The sequence below is a fragment of the Mycobacterium sp. KBS0706 genome, assembly GCF_005938675.2.
In the GTDB taxonomy this organism is placed as follows: domain Bacteria; phylum Pseudomonadota; class Alphaproteobacteria; order DSM-16000; family Inquilinaceae; genus Inquilinus.
This window is the reverse complement of sequence record NZ_VCCH02000353.1, coordinates 1-463: the sequence shown is the minus strand read 5'-3', so window position 1 is coordinate 463 and position 463 is coordinate 1. Positions and strand designations below refer to the sequence as shown.

Below are 463 nucleotides of genomic sequence, written 5' to 3'. Positions count from 1 at the left end.
CTGCAGGTTCGGCAGCTTCTTCTCGTGCAGCAGGATGTAGGGGTTCTCCAGCTCCGCGATCATCTTCTCGGCGTTGGTGACGAAGTAGGGCGAGATGTAGCCGCGGTCGAACTGCATGCCCTCGACGATGTCGAGCTCGGTCTCGAAGCTCTTGGCCTCTTCCACCGTGATCACGCCCTCGTTGCCGACCTTCTTCATCGCCTTGGCGATCATGGCGCCGATCTCGCGCTCCCCATTGGCCGAGATGGTGCCGACCTGGGCGATCTCGTCATTGGTCGAGATCGTCTGGGCCCGCTTGCCGATCTCCTCGACCACGGCCGCGACCGCCAGGTCGATGCCACGCTTGACGTCCATCGGGTTCAGCCCGGCGCCGATCGCCTTGGCCCCTTCCTTGACGATGGCGTGGGCCAGGACGATGGCGGTGGTGGTGCCGTCGCCGGCCAGGTCGGCGGTCCTGGTCGCG

The 463-nt window shown here is 65.4% G+C and carries 1 protein-coding gene; it reads right to left on the bottom strand.

Annotated features, from left to right (window positions below; all coding sequences use genetic code 11):
• Positions 1-463, bottom strand: a 463-nt coding sequence (locus tag FFK22_RS42230; RefSeq protein ID WP_306770280.1) for a TCP-1/cpn60 chaperonin family protein, incomplete at both ends; no start/stop codon positions are given.